The 21,367-nt window shown below is 69.3% G+C and carries 21 protein-coding genes; 10 read left to right on the top strand and 11 right to left on the bottom strand.

Going from position 1 to position 21,367, the window contains the following annotated elements; genetic code table 11:
• Positions 1 to 3: 3 nt before the first annotated feature.
• The 4 genes from ABZ345_RS33515 to ABZ345_RS33500 form a co-directional block, all read right to left on the bottom strand.
• Positions 4 to 4,557 carry a GH-E family nuclease gene (locus ABZ345_RS33515; RefSeq protein ID WP_359857705.1) on the bottom strand — a complete coding sequence of 1,518 codons (4,554 nt, stop codon included), beginning with the start codon at positions 4,555 to 4,557 and terminating at the stop codon, positions 4 to 6.
• Positions 4,557 to 4,862 carry a type VII secretion target gene (locus ABZ345_RS33510; protein WP_359857702.1) on the bottom strand — a complete coding sequence of 102 codons (306 nt, stop codon included), beginning with the start codon at positions 4,860 to 4,862 and terminating at the stop codon, positions 4,557 to 4,559. The genes ABZ345_RS33515 and ABZ345_RS33510 overlap by 1 nt, the downstream gene beginning before the upstream one ends.
• 37 nt (positions 4,863 to 4,899) lie before the next feature.
• On the bottom strand, positions 4,900 to 5,424 hold the full coding sequence (locus ABZ345_RS33505; protein ID WP_359857699.1) for a YbaB/EbfC family nucleoid-associated protein: 525 nt from the start codon (positions 5,422 to 5,424) through the stop codon (positions 4,900 to 4,902).
• 141 nt (positions 5,425 to 5,565) lie between these two features.
• Entirely contained in the window at positions 5,566 to 5,940 is a 375-nt protein-coding gene (locus tag ABZ345_RS33500; RefSeq protein ID WP_355303708.1) for an FKBP-type peptidyl-prolyl cis-trans isomerase, read from the bottom strand.
• Positions 5,941 to 6,111: 171 nt separating this feature from the next.
• On the opposite strand from ABZ345_RS33500, the gene ABZ345_RS33495 reads away from it, so the two are divergent.
• Positions 6,112 to 6,918, top strand: a complete 807-nt coding sequence (locus ABZ345_RS33495; RefSeq protein ID WP_359857696.1) for a serine protease — start codon at positions 6,112 to 6,114, stop codon at positions 6,916 to 6,918.
• A 56-nt stretch (positions 6,919 to 6,974) separates the two neighbouring features.
• The gene (locus tag ABZ345_RS33490) at positions 6,975 to 8,915 is read left to right on the top strand and encodes a beta-propeller domain-containing protein (protein ID WP_359857693.1); all 1,941 of its coding nucleotides are present in this window, start codon (positions 6,975 to 6,977) and stop codon (positions 8,913 to 8,915) included.
• Here ABZ345_RS33490 and ABZ345_RS33485 read toward each other — a convergent pair.
• The gene (locus tag ABZ345_RS33485) at positions 8,905 to 9,663 is read right to left on the bottom strand and encodes an EI24 domain-containing protein (protein WP_359857690.1); all 759 of its coding nucleotides are present in this window, start codon (positions 9,661 to 9,663) and stop codon (positions 8,905 to 8,907) included. The two genes, ABZ345_RS33490 and ABZ345_RS33485, sit on opposite strands and share 11 nt — an antisense overlap.
• Positions 9,664 to 9,857: 194 nt before the next feature.
• Here ABZ345_RS33485 and ABZ345_RS33480 point away from each other — a divergent pair, with 194 nt between their 5' ends.
• From ABZ345_RS33480 to ABZ345_RS33470, 3 genes are all read left to right on the top strand, one after another.
• Entirely contained in the window at positions 9,858 to 11,201 is a 1,344-nt protein-coding gene (locus ABZ345_RS33480; RefSeq protein ID WP_359857687.1) for a helix-turn-helix transcriptional regulator, read from the top strand.
• Between the two features lie 79 nt (positions 11,202 to 11,280).
• Positions 11,281 to 11,442: a hypothetical protein gene (locus tag ABZ345_RS33475; protein WP_359857685.1), complete on the top strand. Its 162-nt coding sequence runs from the start codon at positions 11,281 to 11,283 to the stop codon at positions 11,440 to 11,442.
• The gene (locus tag ABZ345_RS33470) at positions 11,439 to 11,705 is read left to right on the top strand and encodes a hypothetical protein (RefSeq protein ID WP_359857682.1); all 267 of its coding nucleotides are present in this window, start codon (positions 11,439 to 11,441) and stop codon (positions 11,703 to 11,705) included. The genes ABZ345_RS33475 and ABZ345_RS33470 overlap by 4 nt, the downstream gene beginning before the upstream one ends.
• Here ABZ345_RS33470 and ABZ345_RS33465 read toward each other — a convergent pair.
• Positions 11,685 to 12,440: a GNAT family N-acetyltransferase gene (locus ABZ345_RS33465; RefSeq protein ID WP_359857679.1), complete on the bottom strand. Its 756-nt coding sequence runs from the start codon at positions 12,438 to 12,440 to the stop codon at positions 11,685 to 11,687. The genes ABZ345_RS33470 and ABZ345_RS33465 overlap by 21 nt on opposite strands.
• A 29-nt stretch (positions 12,441 to 12,469) precedes the next feature.
• On the opposite strand from ABZ345_RS33465, the gene ABZ345_RS33460 reads away from it, so the two are divergent.
• Both ABZ345_RS33460 and ABZ345_RS33455 read left to right on the top strand, forming a co-directional pair.
• Positions 12,470 to 12,910 carry a nitroreductase/quinone reductase family protein gene (locus tag ABZ345_RS33460; protein ID WP_359857676.1) on the top strand — a complete coding sequence of 147 codons (441 nt, stop codon included), beginning with the start codon at positions 12,470 to 12,472 and terminating at the stop codon, positions 12,908 to 12,910.
• Positions 12,907 to 13,272, top strand: coding sequence for a hypothetical protein (locus tag ABZ345_RS33455; RefSeq protein ID WP_359857674.1), 366 nt, complete (start codon positions 12,907 to 12,909; stop codon positions 13,270 to 13,272). The genes ABZ345_RS33460 and ABZ345_RS33455 overlap by 4 nt, the downstream gene beginning before the upstream one ends.
• Here ABZ345_RS33455 and ABZ345_RS33450 read toward each other — a convergent pair.
• Together ABZ345_RS33450 and ABZ345_RS33445 are read right to left on the bottom strand one after the other, a co-directional pair.
• Positions 13,243 to 14,163, bottom strand: coding sequence for a YihY/virulence factor BrkB family protein (locus ABZ345_RS33450; protein ID WP_359857671.1), 921 nt, complete (start codon positions 14,161 to 14,163; stop codon positions 13,243 to 13,245). The two genes, ABZ345_RS33455 and ABZ345_RS33450, sit on opposite strands and share 30 nt — an antisense overlap.
• Positions 14,150 to 14,335: a hypothetical protein gene (locus ABZ345_RS33445; RefSeq protein WP_359857668.1), complete on the bottom strand. Its 186-nt coding sequence runs from the start codon at positions 14,333 to 14,335 to the stop codon at positions 14,150 to 14,152. The genes ABZ345_RS33450 and ABZ345_RS33445 overlap by 14 nt, the downstream gene beginning before the upstream one ends.
• An 81-nt stretch (positions 14,336 to 14,416) precedes the next feature.
• Here ABZ345_RS33445 and ABZ345_RS33440 point away from each other — a divergent pair, with 81 nt between their 5' ends.
• Positions 14,417 to 16,030: a hypothetical protein gene (locus ABZ345_RS33440; RefSeq protein WP_359857665.1), complete on the top strand. Its 1,614-nt coding sequence runs from the start codon at positions 14,417 to 14,419 to the stop codon at positions 16,028 to 16,030.
• Here the strand turns inward: ABZ345_RS33440 and ABZ345_RS33435 are convergent.
• The 3 genes from ABZ345_RS33435 to ABZ345_RS33425 are packed head-to-tail and all read right to left on the bottom strand — an operon-like array spanning position 16,023 to position 18,436.
• The gene (locus ABZ345_RS33435) at positions 16,023 to 17,165 is read right to left on the bottom strand and encodes a cysteine desulfurase-like protein (RefSeq protein WP_359857662.1); all 1,143 of its coding nucleotides are present in this window, start codon (positions 17,163 to 17,165) and stop codon (positions 16,023 to 16,025) included. The genes ABZ345_RS33440 and ABZ345_RS33435 overlap by 8 nt on opposite strands.
• A 4-nt stretch (positions 17,166 to 17,169) precedes the next feature.
• A complete protein-coding gene (locus ABZ345_RS33430; protein WP_359857659.1) occupies positions 17,170 to 17,766 on the bottom strand; it encodes a TetR/AcrR family transcriptional regulator in 597 nt (198 codons plus the stop codon).
• 13 nt (positions 17,767 to 17,779) lie between these two features.
• Positions 17,780 to 18,436: a hypothetical protein gene (locus tag ABZ345_RS33425; RefSeq protein WP_359857657.1), complete on the bottom strand. Its 657-nt coding sequence runs from the start codon at positions 18,434 to 18,436 to the stop codon at positions 17,780 to 17,782.
• Between the two features lie 107 nt (positions 18,437 to 18,543).
• Here ABZ345_RS33425 and ABZ345_RS33420 point away from each other — a divergent pair, with 107 nt between their 5' ends.
• The gene (locus ABZ345_RS33420; RefSeq protein WP_359857654.1) at positions 18,544 to 20,766 is read left to right on the top strand and encodes a glycoside hydrolase family 95-like protein; all 2,223 of its coding nucleotides are present in this window, start codon (positions 18,544 to 18,546) and stop codon (positions 20,764 to 20,766) included.
• Between the two features lie 45 nt (positions 20,767 to 20,811).
• Entirely contained in the window at positions 20,812 to 21,315 is a 504-nt protein-coding gene (locus tag ABZ345_RS33415; protein ID WP_359857651.1) for a DinB family protein, read from the top strand.
• Positions 21,316 to 21,367: the final 52 nt, after the last annotated feature.

The raw sequence follows: 21,367 nt of genomic DNA, 5'->3' as shown, positions 1-21,367 counted from the left end.
ACCCTACTTGCCGGGCTTCGGCCGGCCCTTGTAGATGTCGTCCGAGTCGGGCGCGTTGGGCAGCGGCGGGAACTTCGGTTCGTCGGGCCGGTCGGGGTGCGGCATGTCGACGAACTTGTCGTAGTAGCCGTAGCCGTGGCTCTCCGACTCGTGCGCGTGACTTTCGTTGGCAGCCTTCGACTCCAGCCGGTAGTGGTCCGGGTGGTCGTAGATCTTCTTGAACTCTTCCGCGCTGATGTCGTGGTAGATCCCGAACTGGACCTGACGCCAGTACTCGGCCTCGTCGACGTGGCCCATGTGGGCGGCGTTCGACTCGGGCTTCGGGAACTTGTCGTGCGGTGGCTGCAGGTCCGCGGGGGAAGGCTCGATGCCTTCCTTCTTCCACTTGTCGTACCACTCCGGCGGATCCGTCTTGTACGCACGGGGCGGGTCGCCGCGCATCTCGTAGAACTGCGGCGTGCCGTCGGCCTTCGTCTTCACCGGGATCGGGTCGCCCGACGTCGAGCAGACGAACTGGCCTTCCTTGGTCATCTCCGTGCGCGAGTAGACGGTGTGCTTCGTCTCGGCGCTGAAGCTCGGCCTGCCGCCGTCGTAGATCCAGGCGGTGAGCTTCTTGTCGTTGTCGACGTGGTCGGGACGTTCGTCGGGGGCGTCCGTGTCTGCGTCGGCGTCCGTGTCATCGGCCGCGCGGTCCTTCGCGCCGTTCGGGTCGTTCGGGTCGAGGTCCTTGTCCTTGTCGTGCGTGCCGGGCGCGAAGCCGTCGTCGCTCGCCTTGGACCTGGAGCCGTCCGGGTGGTGGGTCTCCCACTCGCCGTTCGGCGGGATCTTGGGCTGGCGCGTGCCGTCGGGACGGATCTCGGCGTCGCTGGTGAAGACGCGGCCGTGGCTGTCGGTCCAGGCCGGCTTCGTCGGGGCGAGGACCGGGGCGTCGAGGTGCTTGGACAGCTGCTTGGCGAAGTCGTTGCTGCCGGCGTCGCAGCCGATCAGGCGGACGGGCCTGCTGCCGTCGTAGCCGGAGCGGCGCAGCATGTCGGCGTACTCGGCGGGGGTGTAGTCGTGACCGCCGACGCGGGCCCGGCCGTCCGGGGTGATGTGGACGTCCGCGGTGAAGAAGCGCAGGTCGTTGGGCACCCGGTGCGGCAGGTCGCCCATGTCCGCGTCGCCGCCGTGGTGGCTCACGCCGGCCGGGGTGGTCTCGGCGTGGCGGGCGTGAGCCTCTGCCGGGGAGGGGCGGTCGGCGGGCGGGGCGTCCGGGTCGTGGCTGTTCGGGCCGTCCGGGTCGTGGGGCTTGTCCGGGTCGTGCGGCTTGTCGGTGTCGTGCGGCTTGTCGGGGGTGCCGTCGTGGGGCTTGTCGGCGTCCGGGCCGTGGTGGGGCGCGTCGGCGTCGGGGTGGTGCGGGGTGTTCGCGTCCGGCCGGTGCGGGGTCGCGGCTTCCGGGTGGGTGGAGTCCGGGGCGCGGTGCGGGGCTTCGGCGGTGTCGGTGCCGCGCGAACGGGGGCCGTCGGGCCGGGCGCCTTCCGGGCTGTGCGGCCGCGAACCGTCCGGGCGAGTGCCGTCCGGGCGAGTGCCGTCAGGGCGAGTGCCGTCAGGGCGGTTGCCGTCAGGGCGGTTGCCGGGGCCGCTGCCGTCCGGGCGGGACGGGCTGTCGGGCCGGTGCGGCGCGTCCGGACGGTTGGGCGTGTCGGGCCGGTTGGGGCCGCCGTGGGGCGCGTCGGGACGGTGGGGAGCGTTCGGGCCGTGCGGAGCGTCCGGGCGGTGAGGAGCGTTCGGAGCGTCGGGGCGGTGGGGAGCGTTCGGGCCGCCGAGGGGTGAGTTCGGGCGGGAGGTGGGTGCGTTGGGCCCGCCGTGCGGAGCGTTGGGCGAGTGGGGCGCATTCGGTGCGTGGGGAGCGTTCGGCGCGTCAGGACGCGACGGTGCGGACGGGCCGCTGTGTGGCGCGTCGGGACGGGACGGCGTGTTCGGGCCGTGTGGTGCGTCGGTCCGCGCGGACGGCGTGGTGCTGCCGTGCGGTGCGTCCGGGCGTGAGGGTGCGTTGGGCGCGTCTGGGCGTGACGGGCCGCCGTGTGGCGCATCGGGACGTGAGGGCGCGTCGGGACGTGACGGGCCGCCGTGCGGTGCGTCGGGACGTGAGGGTGCGTTGGGCGCGTCAGGACGCGACGGACCGCCGTGTGGTGCGTCCGGGCGTGACGGTGCGTTGGGGGTGTCCGGACGCGAGGGTCCGCCATGAGGCGTGTTGGGACGCGCGGGGGCGTCGGGGCGTGACGGGCCGCTGTGCGGTGCGTCGGGACGTGAGGGTGCGTTGGGCGCGTCCGGGCGTGACGGGCCACCGTGCGGTGCGTCTGGACGTGACGGTGCGGAGGGGCCGCCGTGAGGTGCGTCGGGTCGTGACGGCGCGCTTGGGCCGTGGGATGGGGCGGACGGGCCGCCCTGCGGGGTGGTTGGGCGCGACGGGGCGTCGGTTCGGGCCGAGGGGGAGTTCGGGGTGTGTGGTGCGGCTGGGGCCGAGGGCTGCTGGCGCATCGGGGCGCCGGATGACGGGGCGGCCGACGACGGGCTGTGTGGGGCTCCTGCTGAGGGAGCGGTTGGGGCACCCATCGAAGGGGCGTGTTGCGGGCCCGCCGGCGGCATGTTCGGAGTGGACGGTGCCGTTGGGGCGTGTGGGGCCGCTGCGGACGGGGTTGTGGCGCGGCTTGGGGGAGTTGCGTCTGGGCGGCCGGCGTTGGGCGAGCCTGCTGAAGGAGCGCCTGCCGACGGGGCGTGCGGGGCGCTGCTCGAAGGCGCGCCGCCGGATGGGGCGCCTGCGGAAGGAGCGTGTGGGGTGCCGCCGGATGGGGCGCCTGCAGATGGAGCGTGCGGGGCGCTGCTCGAGGGCATGCCGCCGCCGGATGGGGCGCCTGCGGACGGGGCGTGTGGGGTGCCGCTGGAGGGCATACCGCTGGAGGGCATGCCGGTGGACGGGGCGCTGGGGGTCGAAGGCATCGACGGGGGCGCCGGGCGGGACGGGGCGTCTGCTCGGGAGGCCGAGGTGGACATGTCCGGGGAGCGGGGGGCGGGGGCGCTGGAGCCCAGGTCGCCTCGGCTGCCCGGGGTGCCGGTCCAGCCCTGGCCGCCGGTGGACGGGCGGGCCGCCGCGGGGGCCGACGGGGCGTTGGCGCCGGAAGGGGCGTTGCCGCCGCCCACGGGGGCCGCTTGGGACGGGGTGCTGGGGGAGTTGTCCGGGGTGCGGGACGGGGCGTGCGGGGCGTCCGCTCGGGTCGGGGCCTCCAGGGGAGGTGCCACCGAGGACTGGACGGTTGAACCCGTGCTGCGGGCCGGGGACGGGGAGTCCGGGGCCGTGTGCGGGGTGCTCGGGCTCGACGGGGAGCTGTCCGGGGCGCGGGACGGGGTCGGGGCCGACGCGGTGTCCGGGGTGCGGGACGGGGCGTCAGGGGCCGAGTGGTCAGGGGTTCGCGACGGGGTGTCGGGTGTGGACGGGCTGTCCGGGGTTCGCGAGGGAGAAGGCGCGGACGACGGGGACGAGCTGTCCGGGGCTCGCGACGGGGCGTCGGGCGTTGAGGAAGGCGACGACGGCGAAGAAGGCGACGACGGCGAAGAAGGCGACGACGGCGAAGAAGGCGACGACGGCGAGGAAGGCGAAGAGTCCGGTGAGGACGAAGAGGACGGAGAGCCGTGGCCGCCGGAAGGCGAGAGGTCCGGAGCGTCGGTGTGGTGGAACAGGCCACCCGGCTTGATGGACTTCGTGGAGATCACGTCGAGCCCGGTCACCTTGCCGACCAGCTTGCCGACGACCTTCATGATCTTGGTGAAGATCTCGACCAGACGGCCGAGCAGCGGCGAGACCTTCTTGATGGTCTTGATGAGCTTCTGGATCAGCTCGCCGATGCGGGTGGCCCACTTGGAGATCGCGGTCACGGCCTGCGCCACGATCACCGGCGTGCCGAAGCCCAGGGTGAACACGGCTTCGAGCACCCACGTGATCAGCTTGGCCACGAGGTCGGCGATCAGGTCGCGCACCATCTCGCGCACGAACCCGACGACCATGCCCATGACGCCGACGACGGTGCCGACCGAGCCGGCCGTGGAAGCCGCGCCGGACAACGCGTCCAGCTGTTCGCCGGCGGCCTTGCGGTAGGCGTCACCGGCGGCGCCGGTCCACGACGCGGTCTGGTCGACGGCGGCCTTGTAGTCGGCCGCGATCTTGCCCATCTCGGCGGAGACGTTGCCCCACGTCGTCGAGTACGACTGGATCACCGGCGGGTCGCCCGCCAGCCAGTCGAGCGCTTCTTTCAAGGGCTGCATGTGTTCCATCAGGAACGAGGCAGCGGAGGAGAGCAGAGTGCCGAACGGGTCGATGGCCATCGAGGCGGCGTCGGCGACCAGGCCGACCACGCCGAGGCCGCCCTCGATCCAGCTGCCCTCGGAGATGCCCTTGTACGCGTCGACCGCGGAGTCGGCGATCGAGAAACCGGTCGCCCAGCCGTTGTCACCGGTGCCGGCGTTGAAGAAGCCGGACGGCTCCGCAGGCGCCTTCGCCACCAACGGGTTCGGTGTGGACATCAGAGACCCTTCATCGTCTGAAGGATCTGGTCCTCGACGGCCTGGTAGTGCTTGGCGGTCTCGGCGACGCGCTTGCCGGTCGCGTCCATCGCCTCAGCGGCACCCTTGAGCGCCTGGAGACCCCAGTTCTCGACGGGGTCGAGCAGCATGCGGAACGGCTGGCAGATGATCCCGTACGCGTCGGTCGGCATCGACACGGTGTTCGCCGCGTCCACTGCCCCCTGCAACCGCCCGTGCAGGCCCTCCAAGGCCTTGGCGTGCGCTTCCAGCACGTCCGAGGTGACGTTGAAACCACCGGCAGTCATCGAACCCCCTCAAGTTCGGGCAGTGGACAGGAAAAGATCAGCTGAGCACGGAGTCGCCGCCGAAGTCGTCGTCATCCGATGGCGGGCGGCGGCGTGGCGGAGGTGGCGTGGAGCGCGGAGGCGGCGGAGCAGCGTCGTCCTCGACGCGGAAGTTGATCTCGTTGACCTCGTACGCCGGGCGAACGTCCTCGGGCGGCGGCGCCGGGAAGTTCTTCTTGGCCTCGTCGAACAGCACGTTGGCCGTCTCGTCCTGCGTGCCGATGGTCTCGGCCATCGCCTCCTGCAGCAGCGCGGGGATCTTCGACTGCGCGCGCTGCAACAGCTTCATGATCTCGCCGCTGACCTCGGACATGCGCTTGCCGGCAGCCGACTCGTTGATCACGAGGTTCTGCAGGATGCCGTTGGAGCCGATGGTGAGCTCGACGGAACCGTCCGAGGAGCGCTCGGAGATCGTCATCCCCTGCACGCGCGTCGCCATCTCCTGGTAGCGCGCGGCGCGTTCCTGGATGTTCTGGTTCCAGTTCGCGAGCATCTGCTCCGACCCGGCGATGTCCTCGGGCACCGAAATTCCCTCCCACAGCGGCAGCGGACTCAAAGGATGACGCAGCCGGGCGTGATCCAGTTCCGCCGACTTGGCAAATCGGCCGCGCAGACCAACGGCGTTCCACTGAGTGGACCAGTGGAACGCCGCACGGTCGACGAACTAGTTCACGCCGAGCAGGTCGACGACGAAGATCAGCGTCTCGTTGGGCTTGATCACGCCACCGGCGCCGCGCGCGCCGTAGCCCAGGTGCGGCGGGATGACCAGCTTGCGGCGGCCGCCGACCTTCATGCCCTGGACGCCCTGGTCCCAGCCCTGGATGACGCGGCCGCCACCGAGCGGGAACTGGAACGCCTCGCCGCGGTCCCAGGACGCGTCGAACTGCTCACCGGTCGAGTGCGAGACACCGACGTAGTGCACGGACACGAACTGGCCGGCCGTGGCCTCCGCACCGTCGCCGACGGTGATGTCCTCGATCAGCAGGTCGGCGGGCGCCGGGCCGTCGTGCGGGTCGACCTCAGGCTTCGTGGGGGCCATCACAACTTCCTCTCGGAACGGGATTGTTCGCCGTCGATCCAATCACGCGGGCACCCACGCGGCCGAATGGCCTACGAAGACCAGCCCTAGCCCGTCTCGAAATTCTCTGGATTGATCTACAGGTGTCCCCGGCCCTGCACCGGGGGCACACAACAGAAGAAGGAGATGATCATGGCGGCAACCCTGCACCGCCTCAGGTCACTGCTCGGCACGGCATTGGCGGCAGCGACGCTGTCGATGGCGTGCGTCAGCGTGGCCGAAGCAACTCCGGCTCCCACCGTCGACGGTGAGGTCGGCGCACAGATCGTCGGTGGCACGCGCGCGAGCACGTCCACCTACCCGTGGGTCGTCTACTTGGCGACGAGCAGCGGCTTCCAGTACTGCGGTGGCACGCTCGTCGCTCCCAACAAGGTCGTCACGGCCGCGCACTGCACCGTGGGCGACTCGGCGTCGGCGGTCCGCGTCGTGGCCGGCCGCGACGACAAGAACTCCACCGCGGGCACCACCGCGCGCGTCACGAAGATCTGGATCCACCCCAGCTACACCGACGCGACCCGCGGCTACGACGTCTCGGTGCTCACACTCGACCGCAACCTGTCGCAGACCCCCATCAAGTTCGCGACGAGTGCGGACAGCGCGCTGTACACCGCGGGCACCAGTTCGACGATCCTCGGCTGGGGCACGACGAGCTCCGGTGGCAGTGCCTCGCGCTACCTGCTCAAGGCCACCGTGCCGCTGACCAGCAACTCCAGCTGCGCCAGCTCGTACGGCAGCGACTTCATCGCCACGGCCATGGTGTGTGCCGGATACGCCCAGGGCGGCACCGACACCTGCCAGGGCGACTCCGGTGGCCCGCTCGTGGCCGGGGGCAAGCTGATCGGCATCACGTCGTGGGGTGAGGGTTGCGCGTCTGCCGGCTACCCCGGCGTCTACACGCGCGTCGCCACTTACGCGGCGCAGATCCAGGCACAGCTGTAAGAACGAAAGGCCGGGAAGCGGGCAACCCTTCCCGGCCTTGCTTACGTCCTGATGGCATGAACGGCAGAAAGCTGTTGGCCGGCGCCGGCGCGCTGGCCCTCGCCGGAGTGTGTGTGAGCTCCGCGGTGCGGGACGAAACCCCCGCACCAACACCGATCGTGGACTACGGGCCGGTGCGCCTCGTCGCGTTCGACAGTTGCGACAACGCACTGGCCGAGCTGCGCAACGCCATGGCGCCGTACGTCAGCGCGTACGGAATCGGCGGCCAGCCGCGGATCTTCGCCACGGAGGACAGCGCCGGCGTCGCGCAGAAGGGCATGCCCGACGCGCCTACCGCTGCCACGCCTCCCGCGCAGCAGCAGGACCACTCGACGACGAACGTCCACGAGCAGGGCGTCGACGAGCCGGACATCGTGAAGACGGACGGAAAACGCGTCGTCTCCATCGCGGACGGCAAGCTGCGCGTGGTCGACGTCGCGAGCAGGACCGTCACGGGCACCGTCGATCTCGGTGACCGCTACGCGAACCAGCTTCTCGTCTCGGGTGACCGCGCGCTCGTGGTCGCGAACAGCCCCGTGCCGATCATGGAGAAGCGGGTCCCGGGCCGCCCGTCGTTCGCGCCCGAGTCCGGCACCGAGCTGATCCTCGTGGATCTCAAGGCGCTCAAGCAGATCGGCAGCCTCAAGACCGACGGCTTCTACCTCGACGCCCGTCAGATCGGTGGCACCGCCCGCGTCGTCGTCCGCTCGCAGCCGCGCCTGCAGTGGGTGTACCCGGACGAGACGACCAACGAAGCAGGAGCCTTGCGCCGCAACAAGGAGATCCTGCAGAGCGAGCCGATCACCTCGTGGCTGCCGCGCTACGAGCTCGACCAGAACGGTGCCAAGAGCAGCGGAACCCTGGTCGACTGCGCGAACGTCAGCCATCCCGCCGTGCACTCGGCGACCTCGATGCTCACCGTGCTCACGTTCGAACTGTCCGGGCAGCTCGGCACCGGCCAGCCGGTCTCGATCGTGGCCGACGGCGACACTGTCTACGGCACCGACCGCAGCCTCTACATCGCCGATGACCACCGTCTGCTGCCCGAACTTCCCGGCAAGCCGCAGGTTCAGCGTCCTGTCACCACGGCGATCCACCAGTTCGACATCAGCCAGGCCGGACCGCCGAAGCACGTCGCGTCCGGTGACGTGAACGGCACGCTGCTCAACCAGTACTCGCTGTCCGAGTACGACGGTGTCCTCCGCGTCGCCACCACGACGGGCACCGCGACACCGTGTTGCGTGCGTATGCCGAGCGACGTCGTGCCACCACCGTCGGCACCGACGGAAAGCTTCGTCACCACGTTGCGCCGCAGCGGGAACGCGCTGACCAAGGAAGGCCAGAGCGCCGGCCTGGGCAAGGGCGAACGCATCTACAGCGTGCGGTTCATCGGCAAGATCGGCTACGTCGTCACGTTCCGGCAGACCGACCCGCTCTACACGCTGGACCTCAGCGATCCCAAGCAGCCCAGGGTGACCGGTGAGCTGAAGATCAACGGTTTCTCCGCCTACCTGCACCCCGCGGGGGACGGGAAGCTGATCGGCGTCGGCCAGGAGGCGACGGACCAGGGCCGGGTCACCGGAACGCAGGTGTCGTTGTTCGACGTGGGCAATCCCGCGTCACCGCAACGAGTCGCGCAGTACCACCTGCCGGACTCCAACTCCGAAGCCCAGTTCGACCCGCACGCGTTCCTGTTCTGGCCCTCCGACGGCACGCTCGTCATCCCGGTGACGCAGTACCGGACGAACTACGAGGCTTCGTCGCTGGTGCTGAAGGTCGAAGGCAACCAGATCAGGGAAACCGGCAAGATCGTCGAACCGGCGAACCAGAACTACGGCGGCGGTGCCAGGCGCACCATCGTGATCGGCGACCAGTTCTGGTCGATCTCGCAGGCCGGCGTGCAGGTCAACGCTCGCAACGGACTTGCTCAGCAGTCCTGGCTGCCGTTCACGCAGTAGCGGTGCGGTCACCCGTGAGCAGGCGGTGCGACAACACCGTGCCGCCTGCCATCGCCGCCGGGATCACGATCATCGCGGCCAGCGGGATCAGGCACAGCAGGTACGCGGGCACCGCGAACCCGAGCACCATCGACCGCCGCGTCGCGAGGAGTTGACGGCGCTGCTTGAACGTCTTGCCGCGCCGGGTGAACGGGATGCCGGTCAGTTCGATGCCCAGCAGGTATCCGTTGATGCACACGGCGAGCACCGGCACGACGGTCTGCCCGACGACGGGGATGAACCCGCAGAAGAACAACGGGACCGCGAACAGGATCGACACGCCGACCAGCAGGATGGTGCTGCGCAGCCCGATCACGAACCCGCGCCACCAGCCGACCTGCTCCGCGCCGGGCACGCCGCCGAGTTCGTCCTCGACCTCTTCGGCGATGTACTCGTAGAACGGGCCGCCGATCATGATCGTGATGGCGGTGAACAGCAGCACGCTCAGGCCGAGGATCACCGCGATCACCGAGATGCCGACGGCGACCTGGACCACGTTGCGCGCGGTCTCGCTCCACGAGTCCGCGAAGCCGGTGATCCAGCCCGCGATCGAGTCGATGTAGAGGAAGAGCAGCACCCAGCCCGTGATCATCAAAGCAGCCGTGATGACCGCGGGCAGTGCCCCCATGAGCACGCGCTTGGGTGAGCTGAACACCAGCTTGAACCCGCGCAGCAGCAGAGCGACACCAGCCCCGAAGTCCTTGATCACGCGCGGAGGATAGCCGCTTCGAACCGATCCAATCCCTGATACGTGTTGTGTTGGGGGTTCTTCGGGACCCATTTGAGATACAGGTGGGCGCGAATTCGTTCGGACGGGCATGATCGATCCCCCTAGCCCGGATGGCGGTTCTAGCGCACCTGAACCCGCTGCCACCATGCGAATGAATGCAGGAGGCGTTGAGGTTGAGCACACCAGCTAAGAACGCCGTCGTCGTCCCGGACGGGCCGCTGCCCATGCTGCCGCCCGCGATCTGGGAGTCGAAGGAAGTGCGGGACGCGGTCGCCGCCGAGTCACCCGGCGCCGTCGTCGCGATCGCGCGCAAGGCGCACGGGCTGCGTCAGGACGAGCTGGGCACGCTGGCGGGCTTCTCCCAGTCGGCGATCTCGCGCCTGGAGGCCGGCAGCAACATCGCCTACGACATGCGCGTGCTCAGAACGCTGCAACGGCTGCTCGGCATCCCCGCCCACCTGCTCGGCCTCACGGACCGCACGGTGCCCATGCGCTCGGGCGAGGCGCGCCGGCTCTCCTCCGGCGTGCCGGAGTTCGCCGGGCTCGACGGCGTGGCGAAAGACCTGGTCGTGGGCATGGAGGGCAAGGCGCTGATGGCGTTGTGCGCCTCCGCCGTCTTCGGCACGACCGACGGCAACGGTGTGCTGGCCAGCGACGCCGTGAGCCAGCTGCTGGTGCTGCGGCGGATCGTCAACGACGCGCACAACTGGCGTGGCACCGGTGCGCTGATGCCCGCCGTCCGCAACATGTACGACTTCATCGACGTGCTGCGCCGCAACGCGCGTGGCGACGTGCGCCGCCGTTTACTCGGCACGGGCGCGATGTACGCGGAGTTCTACGGCTGGCTGCACGAGGAGATCGGTGATCTTCGGGGCGCGGGTGTGTGGACGTCCCGCGCGTTGGAGCAGGGCCAAGCCGCCGACGACCGGGACGTGGTCGCGTACTGCTACGTGCGGATGAGCCAGCTCGCGGAGGTCGACGGCGACGACGACCGCGTCATCGGCCTGGCGCGCGCCGCCCAGCGCGAGACGGGCCTGAGCCCGCTCGTGCGCGCGATGGCGTTGCGGCAGGAAGCCCGAGGTCTCGCGCGTGCGGGGCAGGACGCGTGCATGCCGCGGTTCGACCTCGCGCAGTCGCTGGTGCTGACCGCGCCACGGCCGCAGAGCGACGAGTACTCGATCGGCTACTGCTTCACCGAGCTGCACGTGTCGATGCAACGCGCGGGCAGCCTGGTCGACCTCGCGGACCACCGGCGGGCCATCAACGCGTACACGGACCTCATGCCCAGGTGGGGCGCCATCTGCCAGTGGGAGCAGGGCGTGCACACGGCCAGGCTCGCCTACGCGCACGCCGCCAACGGAGACGTCGACCAGGCGGTCGATCTCGGGTTCGCTGCGTTGGACCTGGCGCGGGCGACCGGCTCGCAGCTGATCGTGAACGAGCTCGAGAAGCTCGACCCGTGGAGCGCGACGCCGGCCATCGCGGAGCTCGCGGCCGAGGTCACGCAGCTGCGGTGAGTATGCGAGTTCCGCATACGCGTCCCGCAAATCGTATGTAACCCTCCCCATTTCTTGTTACACCACGCACGATCTAGGTGTGATCGACCTAGCCGAACGAACGCCGCGATCGGAAGAGGTCAGCGCCGACAAGTTCTGCGCGGCAGCAGCAGAGCGGAACGCGGGCCCTTACCGGCTCAAGTTCTACGCGACCACACACGCTGTCGTGTGTGTGGTGGACGACGCCGAGGTGAAGGCATGAGCATTCAAGAAACGGAAGCGCGCATGCCCGTATTGCTGGTCCGCAAGCGTGCGGGTGTCGTAGGCGAGACACAACGCACGTGCCACCTCGTCCCCATGCCCGACGACGACTGCACCCCGCTCGCGCTCACCGCGTACTGCGGCGAGCTCATTCATCGAGGCGAGGCCGAGTTGCTCACTCAACCTTCCGGAATGCCGTGCGTCGGCTGTCTGTTTCGAGTGCCGATGCCTCGCAGTGGCGAATTAAACGCCCACGACTGGTGACGCGATGCAGGCCGTTCCGACACGCCTGAACCCGACGCGCTCGTAGACCCGGGCGATGTCGAGGCTCCCGGCGGACAGGAACACCAGCTTCGCACCTCGCCGCAGGGCATCCCGCGCGAGTTCCGCAGTGACCGCACCACCGAGGCCACGTCGCCGTGCCGCCGGCAACGTGCCGATTCCCGCGATCTCGACGACGTCACCCGCTCGTTGCGCGGTGCCCACCGCCAGCACGCCCTCGCCTGGCAGGTCGGCCATCGCGTGACGGTGCTTGGTGCTCATCGGGGTCGCTCCCACCAGTGCCGCGTCCCGCTCGGCGACACCGACGTCGCCCGCGGCGGTACCCGGCGACGAGAACGCCAGCTGTGCGACCACCGACACCTCGACCGGCCGGCTGTCGAGCACCCGCACGTGCGGGTGCGGCTCGGGCAGCCGGTCGGGGTCGAGGACCATCAGCGGGGCTTGGAGCACCTCCAAGCCGGCCGCGACAGCCGCGTCGAGGAGGTCCGGTGTGGTCTCGTGCACCCACTCCAGCGCTTCCGGCACGCCCAGTTCACGTTGCCGCGCACGCATCTTCAGCACGTCCGCGACCGTCGGCCGCCCGCCGGGGAACCGCGGCCGCGCGTAGTACGGATAGCCGTCGCCCGCCTGCACGAACAACACCAGCTCGCCGTGTTCCTCAACGCGAGATCCCGGTCGGGGCACAGAGTCGTAAAAGTCCTCGAGAACGTCCCACACGGACGATCACGCTAGCTACCTTGAGCGGCATGACGCACGGCAATTCCCGTCCGAGCGGTTTCGAGCGGTTCGCGAACAACCTCGTGGGCGGTCTGGTGAAGCTCGGGGTCGGTCCCCGGAGCATGCGCACCCTGTTCGTGCGGGGCCGCACCAGCGGCAAGTGGTACAGCACTCCGGTCAACCTGCTGGAGCTCGGCGGCACCCGCTACCTGCTCGCCCCGCGCGGCGTCACCCAGTGGGTCCGCAACCTGCGCGCCGCCGGTACCGGTGAGCTGCGCCGCGGCCGGTCCGTCGAGACCTTCAGCGCCGTCGAGCTGCCGGACGAGGCCAAGCCGGTGATCATGCAGGCCTATTTGGAGCGCTGGCACGGTCAGGTGAAGCAGTTCTTCCCCGGCCTGGACGCCTCGACGCCGCAGGACAAGCTGCTGGCCCGCGCCGGTGACTATCCGGTCTTCGAGCTGTCGTCATGAGGATCGTGGCGGCCTTCGTCGCCCTGCTCCTCGTCCTCACCGGCTGCGGCAGCGACCGCGAGGACCGGTTCGCCCGGCCCGGCGTGCCCAAGACGTCGCCCAGCGGGAAGTTCGTCGCGCACGCCGAGAGCGCGAGCGAAGTACGGGTGACCGATCGCAACGGCGGCGACGTGTTCCGGAAGTCCTACGAGTACGCCACGAGCTCGCGCGCCGACGCCATCGGCGTCGTGTGGCTGTCCAAGCAGGACCAGCTCTGGGTGCTCGTGCCCGGTGACACGAGCGAGCGCATCGAGCCGGGACCGGACGGCGTCTGGACCGCGACCAAGGCCGAGCTACCCGGGGAGATCACGCGGCTCGGGTGAGGCGTCCTGGTCACCCTCGGCGAGGCGGCGGCCGCGTTCCAGCTCCGCGTCGAACTCGGCGCCCAGCAGCACGGCGATGTTCGAGATCCACAGCCACACCAGGAAGACGATGACGCCGCCGAGCGAGCCGTAGGTCTTGTTGTACGAGGCGAAGTTCGCCACGTAGATCGCGAAGCCGACGGTCGCGAGCGCCCACAGCACGATCGCGAGCAGGCTGCCGGGGGTGACCCAGCGGAAGCCCGGCTGCCGCACGTTCGGCGCCGCCCAGTAGAGCACCGCGAACGCGAGCGTCACGAGCAGAATGATGATCGGCCACTTCGCGATGTCCCACACGGTCACGACCGTGTCGCCCAGTCCGAGGAAGTTGCCCACCGTGTCCGCGACCCCGCCGGTCAGCACGAGCGCGCCGAGCGTGAGGGACACCAGCACCACCGACCCGAGCGTCAGACCGAGCCGCAGCGGCACCGTCTTCCAGAACGGCCGACCTTCCTCTACGTCGTACACGGCGTTGCACGCGCGCATGAACGCACCGAGGTAGCCCGAGGCGGTCCAGAACGCCGTCAGCAGACCGATGATGCCCAGCAGTCCGGCGGCGCTCTGGCCCTTCTGCAGTTCCTCGACGGACTTCTTCACCAGCTCGCCCGCCTGTCCGGGTGCGACCTGGTCGACGTACTTCAGCAGCTCCTGCGTCGTCGTGTCGCCCATCAACGCGAGGGCGGACGTCAGCACGATGAGGCCGGGGAACAACGACAGCACCGCGTAGTAGGTGAGTGCCGCTGCCCAGTCGGTCAGGTTGTCGTCGTTGAACTCTTTGACAGTTCGTTTGAGAACGCCCCACCAGGCGCCTTTGGACAGCTTGGTGGGGCGGTCGACAGTCTTACCTGCGGGCACGGCGCCAGCTCCACGAACGGCTGCTGGACCCGATGCCGGCGAGGTGCAGCGCGAGGAGCAGCAACCCGAGCACGACGAGGGTGTTCACGGTGATCACGTCACCGAGTGCGACCTTCGCCAGGTCGAGGATCAGCGCGAGGCCGAATGCCACTGCGGCGATGATGGCCATCATGGTGTCCACCTCCTGTGGGTTGAGCTGCGGATACCCGTTTCGTTAACGCCGAATCACACCGTTCGGAGCAATGGTCGTGTCATGATCCGCGTCATGGACGTCCAGCGGTGGCAAGCAGCCGCGGTTCCGTGGTGGGTGACCAAGGCCGGGTTGGTCGGTGGCTGGATCGTCGCCTTCTACTTCGCCTTGAGCGCGAACGAGGTGCCTTGCACAGCCGCACAGCCGTGCGTCCCGGACCCCTTGTTCGCACTCGCCGTGGTGCCGTTGCTGGCCACGCCGCTGCTGTTGTTGTTCGGCCGTGTGCTCACGGGATGCGCGATGGGCATCACGTTCGGTGTGCTGGACCTCGCGCTCGACGGCTCAGCGGCGGCCAACGTCGCGTTCAGTCTCCACGCCGGTGCCTGCGCGATCGTCGCGGCGTGGACGTTGAGGTCACGCGCGGACCAGCACGCGGCGGCGGGAGCCGCCATCGTCTCGTTGCCGGACATGCCGCCGCCGCGCGGAGTTCTGCGCATCGTCGCGGTGCTGCTCGTCATCTTCGGGTTCCTGACCTTCGTGCAGTACGACCTCACCAACGGCGAGATCGAGCAGCACGTCGCGAACGCGAGCCGCGTCGAAGCCGAGGTCGTCGACGTCAAGGACACCTACGACGTGTGGGTGGAGCTGCCGGACAAGCAGCGCGCCAAGTTCCAGCCGCTCGCGCCCGAGACGTACCAGGTCGGTGACACGGTGCCGGTGCTCGCGGACGGCAGGTGGGTGCGGATGGCGAACGAGCCCGAGGACGTCACGTGGTGGCTCACGCTCGGCGGCGCCGCGGTGTTCCTCGCGATCATGCTCGCCGCGCGGGAACGCCGGCGCCGTGCGTTGTGGACCGGTCCGGTGAAGGCCATCCGGCTGCAGGCACACACCGTCGGGCCGCGCCGGATCCTATTGCGGCACAACAAGAACAACATCGCCACGATCGCCACGCTCGCGGACCTCGGGCTCGAGGAGCCGCTCTACCACGACACCGAGCAGTTCGGCCGGGTCTGGCGTGGCGAGGAGGACCCGCCGGTGCAGCTCGACCCCGCCGAGATCCTCGTGGCGGGCGAGTGGCACCACGGCGGGCAGGTCGCGCTGCTGGTCGAGGGCGAGGTCGTGGCCACCAGCACGTTGTCACGGGTCAGGCCGCGCCACACCGTCCACAGTGCACACCTGCCGGGCGAACCGGTGACCGCGGGCACGTCCGTCGACCTGCCGCACGCGATGTGGCCGGGTGACCGCAGGCGCACCGAGGGCGTGGTGCTGCTGCTCGGCGCGGCCGGTGCGTTGATCGCGCTCAAGTACTACCCGGACCTGATCATCCTCGGCCTGGTCGGCGTGCAGTGCGTGTTGTCGGCGGTGGCGCGCTTCCAGCCGTTGCTGCGCCTCGACCACCGCTCGATCGTGCTCTACACGGGCATCTGGACCTACCGCGTGCCGTGGGCGCAGCTGCACGGGGTCCGTCGCTCCGGCCCGCAGCTCATGCTCGCGTTCGGCCCGCACGGCGACGTGATCACGACACCGCAGCTGCCGGACAAGCAGGCGGGCGAGAAACTGATGTGGGCGCGCGCCAGGTCGTTGATCGCCGACCACTCCGGCGAACGCGTGACGCGCAGGCTCAACGTCAGCGTGTTCATCGGGCTCGTCTACGTCGGCCTGCTCCTGTTCATCTGAGCTTGGCCACGGCCTTGAGCAGACGGTCCACATCGGACTCGTCGGTGTAGGGCCCGATGCCCGCTCGTACGGCGCCCTTGTCGCCCAGGCCGAGCCACCGCGAGCACTCGAGGGCGTAGAAGTGGCCGGCGGGCGCGTTGACGCCCTCGGCGCCGAGCCTGCGGTACACCTCGGCGGGTTCCAGTCCGTCCACGGAGAACAGCACGGTCGGGGTGCGCCGCGAGGCCTTGCTGTAGATCCGCACGCCGAGCTCCCGCAGCCCTGCCTCGAGCTGGTCGCGGAGGCCGAACTCGTGCTCCTCCAGCCCGTCCAGCCCGCGCAGGAACTCCACCGCCGCGGTCGTCCCGGCCAGCAGCTCGTACGGCAGCGTGCCCAGCTCGAACCGTTCCGGCACCGCGTTGGTCGACGGCAGCAGCTTGTCCGGCCGCAACGTCTCGAGCAGCTCCGGCGCGGCCGCCAGCACGCCGACGTGCGGGCCGAGGAACTTGTACGGCGAACACACGAAGAAGTCCGCGTCCAACGCCTCGACGTCAACCGGGAGGTGTGGTGTGTAGTGCACGCCGTCGACGTACACGAACGCCGCCATCTCGTGCGCCGCCGACGCGATCGCCGCCACGTCCGGACGGGTGCCGAGCAGGTTCGACGCGGCCGTGATCGCCACGACGCGGGTGCGGTCGGACAGCAGGTTCGTCACGGCCTCGACGGGCAGCTCACCGGTCGTGCGGTCGAACGGCGCCCAGCGGACCGTGGCCCGTGCCGCCTCGGCCGCCTGCACCCACGGCCTGATGTTCGCGTCGTGGTCGATCCGGGTCACGATGATCTCGTCGCCCGGCCGCCAGTTCTTCGACAGGGTGCGGGAGATGTCGTAGGTCAGCTGGGTCATGCTGCGGCCGAACACGATGCTGCCCGCGTTGAGGAACTCGCTCATCGTGCGGCGGGCGGTCTGGACGATCTCCTCGGCCCTGCGTTCCGAGGCCGTCACGCTGCCGCGGTTCGAGATCGCCGAGGTCAGGGCATCGCGGACGGCGTCAGCGACGGCGTCCGGCGTCTGCGAGCCGCCGGGCCCGTCGAAGTGCGCGGCACCCTCGCGCAACGCGGGGAAGTGGGCGCGGACCGCTGCGACGTCGTAGGCCATGCCCTCATGGTGCTTGAGCACCCACGAAACGGGAAAGGATCAACCGGAGGGTGCTCACCTGTTCGGGAGCGTCGAAGTCCGGGTCCACCAGCCTGCCGAACAGGCCGTCGACCAGGCCCTGCACCCACGTGGCCGCGGTGCGGGCGTCCACCGGGAGCGCGATCCGGCCTGCGTCGTGGGCGTTGCTCAGGAGCTGGGCCAGCTCGTCGCGGACCACCACCTCGTTGCGCGCGACCAGATCCCACAGCTCCCGGTCGCGGCTCGCCTGCGCGACGACCTCCAGCACCAGCCCGGCGATCGTCCGGTCGAGCGCCGGGACGCACAGGTGGTCGACCACCATCAGCACGGCTTCCCACGGGTCCAGCGTCCTGGCCCGCGCGAACACCTCCGCGTTGTCCCGGCCGTCCTGCTCGAAGATCTCCAGGAAGATCGCGCGCTTGGTGGGGAAGTAGTGGAACAGGCTGCCGGTGCTGATGTCGGCGGCCTTGCAGATGTCCGCGACGGTCGTCCGGTCGAAGCCCTTCTCCGCGAACAGGCCCGCGGCGGTGTCCGTGATGTGCCGCTTCTTCGCCGCATGCTTGACCGGATCTACAGTTCTCATATCTTTTTGGTCATCACCTGTAGTACTGCCTCCGCTTCTCGTCTTTGACGTAGACACCGCGCTTGCGGATCTCCCGCGCCAATTCTGCGGCCTCCTCGTTCTCGTACTTCGCGATGGCCTTCCTACGGGCGGTGAACAGCGCGTTCACGTCGGCCGGCAGCTCTGGCGCGTGCTCGACCCACATCCTGAAGTCGTCCGCGAACGGGTCGGCGTCGCGCCACCGGTAGCCCTGATCGGTGAAGGCATCTGCGAGCCTGGTCTTGCTTAGGTCGGAGGTCTCGCGGACCAGTTCGGCGCCGCTCGGTGAGAGCAGCACGAGCTGCTTGCCTTCGGCGAACACCGACTCGACCTCGTTGCGGCCGAAGTCGAAAGTCTTGTCGTCCTTCGTGAGCGTGACGCGGTCGTGCGAGACCTCGACGGACATCATCTCGGCGGCCCACATCAGCGCGAGCACGACGCCTGCGACGGCGCCGATCGCGAGCGCCGCAACGGTCACCCACGGCTCCGGGATGTCCGTGATCAGCCTGAACACGCCCTGGAACGGGAACCACTTCAAGGTCGTGATCCACCCGGCTGCCAGCTTCAGCCCCCACACCACGGCGGCACCCACCACCGGGCACAGCACCCAGATGCCGTACCGGACCGCCGCGGCCTCCTGCACAGTCGTCATAGGCGCCAATACTAGACCGAGCGCTCGGTTTATTGACATGAAACGCTTCAGAGGACTACACATCCGATGAATCGGCCGCCGCCTCCGCTTCCAGGGATGGAGTCGTCGTGCGTTTCTCCCGTCGCACCCTCTTCGCGGGCACCGCCGGTGCCGTGGCGCTTTCGAGAGTTTCCACTGCTTCCGCCGCCGCTGCGGGGCTGGAAGACCGGGTCGACTGGGCGTCGTACCTGGGTGGGCTCGACCCGGTGTGGGCGTCCGTGCCGACGACCTTCTACCAGGGCCCGTTCCTCGGGAACGGCGGTCTGGGCGCGGCGGTGTACCGGGTCGGCAAGCGCCTGGTGTTCCGGATCGGCGACACCCGCGTGCGCGACCACCAGGGCACCGGCGGCACGAACTTCGGCAACGCGCGGCTGCCCATCGGGCACTTCCTGTTCGACACCGCGGGCGACGTCACCGACGTGGACCTGCGCCTCTCGTTGTGGAACGCGGAGCTCACCGGCACCGTCACGACTTCCGTCGGTGTGCTGGAGATCCGGGCGTTCGTGCACGCCACGCGGGACGTGCTGCTGGTCTCGGCCTCGGTGCGGTCCGGCGCGGAACGGGTGAAGTGGACCTTCGTGCCCGACAAGGCTCGCAGTCCCCGGCTGGACTTCAAGCCCGCGCCGTCCGGGCTGAAGACCAACCCGGATCCCAAGGTCAGCGGCACCGTCTGCACCCAGGACCTGGTGGCGGGCGGCCAGACCGTGACCCGGTGGCAGATCCGGTCCGGGACGTTGCTGGCCACGGTCGCGCACACCTTTCCCGAGAAGAACGCCGACTCGGTGGCCTCAGCAACACTCACCACTGCTTCAGCGCTGACTGACGATCAGCTGCGCGCCGAGCACCGGAAGTGGTGGAACTCCTTCTACCCCAAGAGCTTCGTGTCGGTGGCGGACACCCGCATGGAGAGCTTCTACTGGATCCAGCTCTACAAGCTGGCCTGCGCGACCCGTCGCGACCGCCCGGTGCTCGGCACGTGCGGCCCGTGGCTCGAGCCGACGCCGTGGCCCGGTACGTGGTGGAACCTCAACGTGCAGCTCGAGTACTGGATCCTCAACGCCACCGGCCACTGGGAGCTGGACTCGCTGACGGCGTCGCTGGACCGCAGCCGGGACGCGCTGGTCGCGAACGTGCCGTCGCAGTACCGCTCCGACTCGGCCGGTATCGCCCGCACGACCCAGGAAGACCTGAAGGGCGGCGTCGCCCAGCCCGGAGCCGACGGTGATCCGGAATGCGGGAACCTGTTGTGGGCCTTGCACAACGCGTTCCTGACCTACCGCCACCAGATGGACGACGCCGTGCTGCGCGACCTGGTGTTCCCGTTGCTGCGCCGCGCGGTCAACTACCACCTGCACTTCCTGACCAAGGACTCGAAGGGCGTCTACCACCTGCCCAAGACGTTCTCGCCGGAGTACGGGTCCACAAAGGACTGCAACTACGACCTGGCGCTGCTGCACTGGGGTTGCAAGACGTTGATCTGGGCGAATTCCCGGTTGGCGCTGGCCGATCCGTTGCTGGCCAAGTGGCGTGACGTGATGGACAACCTGGTGAAGCCGCCGCAGGACTCGACGCAGGGCTTCTGGATCGGCGCCGACCAGAAGATGGCCAAGTCGCACCGGCACTACTCGCACCTGCTGTGGTTCTACCCGCTCTACACGCTCGACCCCGCCGTGCCGGCGAACCGGGACGCGTTGCAGAAGTCGATGAAGCAGTGGCTCAGCTTCACGGGAGCGTTGCAGGGCTACACCTTCACGGGGTCCGGCTCGATGTACGCGTTGCTGGGCGACGGCGACAAGGCGCGCGGCCAGCTGGTCACGTTGCTGGACAAGTACGTGCAGCCCAACACGATGTACAAGGAGTCCGGTCCGGTCATCGAAACGCCGTTGTCCGGCGCGCAGACCATGCACGACATGCTGGTGCAGAGCTGGGGCGGGGTCGTGCGGGTCTTCCCCGCGGTGCCGGCCGCGTGGGCGAGCGTGTCCGTGCACGACGTGCGGGTGGAGGGCGCGTTCCTGGTCAGTGCGGTGCGCAAGGCGGGCAAGACCCAGTTCGTGCGGGTCAAGTCGGTGGCGGGAGAGCCGTTGCGGCTGCATCCCGGCAACCTCGCCGGGCCGTTCGAGGTCGTGCGTTTCGACGGTTCCGCGGTGCCTTTCCAGACCAACTCGGACGGGACGCTGACGATCACGCTGGCGCGCAACGACGACGTGGTGGTCAGGACGCGCGGCACGTCGCCGGAGCTGGTGATCGCCCCGGCGGGCGCGAACACGAAACGGTTCTGGGGCATGCCCTGACGTTTCAGGGCGGTGGTTGTCCGCATCCGGCTCTACGGTCGGGGCATGGACTGGAACAAGCAGTTGACCGATCAGCTCGAGTTCCACTGGAAGGTGCAGGCGCGGCCGCGACTCGAAGGGCTGACCGACGACGAGTACTTCTGGGAGCCCGTGCCGGACGTGTGGACCATCCACCGGGACAACTCGGTCGACTGGCAGTACCCGGCGCCCGAGCCCACGCCGGTCACCACGATCGCGTGGCGGATGGCGCACATCATCGTGGGCGTGTTCAACATGCGCACGGCGTCGCACTTCGGCGGCCCGCCTGCTGACCACACGACGTGGCAGTACGCGATGACCGCTGATGACGCGCTGAAGCAGTTGGACGACGCGTACGAGGCGTGGTTGGCCGGCGCGCGCAAGGCCGACCTCTCGCTGCCGGTCGGTCCGGCGGAGGGGCCGTTCGCCAAGGAACCGATGGCCACCCTGGTGCTGCACATCAACCGCGAGGTGATCCACCACCTCGCCGAGATCGCCCTGCTCCGCGACCTCTACCTGAGGGAGAGCTAGTTACCCCAAAGTGCCTACTTTCTATAAGTTGGCGCTAACTGCAAGATGGTGC

The sequence above is a fragment of the Lentzea sp. NPDC005914 genome, assembly GCF_040629405.1.
GTDB lineage: Bacteria > Actinomycetota > Actinomycetes > Mycobacteriales > Pseudonocardiaceae > Lentzea.
This window is presented reverse-complemented; position numbering and strand designations above follow the sequence as displayed.

Bases quoted from the DNA above. Each gene is read 5' to 3' on its own strand.
- ABZ345_RS33515 (WP_359857705.1), bottom strand. From the start codon at position 4,557: ATGTCCACACCGAACCCGTTGGTGGCGAAGGCGCCTGCGGAGCCGTCC.
- ABZ345_RS33510 (WP_359857702.1), bottom strand. From the start codon at position 4,862: ATGACTGCCGGTGGTTTCAACGTCACCTCGGACGTGCTGGAAGCGCAC.
- ABZ345_RS33500 (WP_355303708.1), bottom strand. From the start codon at position 5,940: ATGGCCCCCACGAAGCCTGAGGTCGACCCGCACGACGGCCCGGCGCCC.
- ABZ345_RS33495 (WP_359857696.1), top strand. From the start codon at position 6,112: ATGGCGGCAACCCTGCACCGCCTCAGGTCACTGCTCGGCACGGCATTG.
- ABZ345_RS33490 (WP_359857693.1), top strand. From the start codon at position 6,975: ATGAACGGCAGAAAGCTGTTGGCCGGCGCCGGCGCGCTGGCCCTCGCC.
- ABZ345_RS33470 (WP_359857682.1), top strand. From the start codon at position 11,439: ATGAGCATTCAAGAAACGGAAGCGCGCATGCCCGTATTGCTGGTCCGC.
- ABZ345_RS33460 (WP_359857676.1), top strand. From the start codon at position 12,470: ATGACGCACGGCAATTCCCGTCCGAGCGGTTTCGAGCGGTTCGCGAAC.
- ABZ345_RS33455 (WP_359857674.1), top strand. From the start codon at position 12,907: ATGAGGATCGTGGCGGCCTTCGTCGCCCTGCTCCTCGTCCTCACCGGC.
- ABZ345_RS33445 (WP_359857668.1), bottom strand. From the start codon at position 14,335: ATGATGGCCATCATCGCCGCAGTGGCATTCGGCCTCGCGCTGATCCTC.
- ABZ345_RS33440 (WP_359857665.1), top strand. From the start codon at position 14,417: ATGATCCGCGTCATGGACGTCCAGCGGTGGCAAGCAGCCGCGGTTCCG.
- ABZ345_RS33435 (WP_359857662.1), bottom strand. From the start codon at position 17,165: ATGGCCTACGACGTCGCAGCGGTCCGCGCCCACTTCCCCGCGTTGCGC.
- ABZ345_RS33430 (WP_359857659.1), bottom strand. From the start codon at position 17,766: ATGAGAACTGTAGATCCGGTCAAGCATGCGGCGAAGAAGCGGCACATC.
- ABZ345_RS33425 (WP_359857657.1), bottom strand. From the start codon at position 18,436: ATGACGACTGTGCAGGAGGCCGCGGCGGTCCGGTACGGCATCTGGGTG.
- ABZ345_RS33415 (WP_359857651.1), top strand. From the start codon at position 20,812: ATGGACTGGAACAAGCAGTTGACCGATCAGCTCGAGTTCCACTGGAAG.